We start from the raw sequence: 694 nt of genomic DNA, 5'->3' as shown, positions 1-694 counted from the left end.
AGGTAGGCCTGTTGCGAGAACAGCTCCATGAAGTTGTCGAAACCGACGAACTCGGAGGACAGGCCGAAGGCATCTTCCAACCGCATCGACTGCCACATGGCCTGGCCGGCGGGAAGGAAGAAGAAGACCACGGTAATGACGATCTGCGGCAGGAGCAGCAGATAGGGCAGGGTCTTGTGCCCAAAGACAACACGTTTTTCCATAGGGGGAACCCAAGGTACGAAAAACGGCGGTTGGATTAACCGCCGCTTGAAACCGCCGGCCGGGAAGCGGCACCGGCCTGGCTCGAGGCGCCCGAGGGCGCCGGCAACGCATAAGCACGATAGGCTTAAAGCCCCAAAATAACCAGGGCTTTAAGCCTCGCTTGAATCACGCAAGCCCCTGTCACGAAACGGAAATCGTGCGTGGCGGGGGCTTGTTCCGAGTCCCGGAACGGGCGTTACTTTACACTCTTCTCGAACTTTTCCAGCAGTTCGTTGCCGCGCTTGACGATGTTCTCGGCGCCGTCCGTGGCCGCGACCTTGCCGGCCACGATGCGTTCGATTTCGGCGTCCTCGATTTCACGGATCTGCGGCAGGAAGCCCAGGCGCAGGCCACGCGATTGCGCGGTGGTTTCGACGTTCAGCTGCTTGACGCCGACTTCGGTGCCGGGGTTCTTGTCGTAGAAGCCGTCTTTCTTGGTCAGCTCGTAGGC

2 pseudogenes are annotated in these 694 nt (G+C 60.1%); both read right to left on the bottom strand.

Features of this window, described 5'->3' with window-relative positions:
* A pseudogene (locus tag BI327_RS40930) lies at positions 1-203 on the bottom strand (glycerol-3-phosphate transporter permease); the annotation flags it as partial.
* A 236-nt stretch (positions 204-439) separates the two neighbouring features.
* Positions 440-694, bottom strand: a pseudogene (locus BI327_RS40925) (ABC transporter substrate-binding protein); the annotation flags it as partial.

Source organism: Bradyrhizobium mercantei (genome assembly GCF_001982635.1).
Classification (GTDB): domain Bacteria; phylum Pseudomonadota; class Alphaproteobacteria; order Rhizobiales; family Xanthobacteraceae; genus Bradyrhizobium; species Bradyrhizobium mercantei.
The sequence above is the reverse complement of the archived record's forward strand: the minus strand, read 5'-3'. Positions and strand labels throughout refer to the sequence as shown.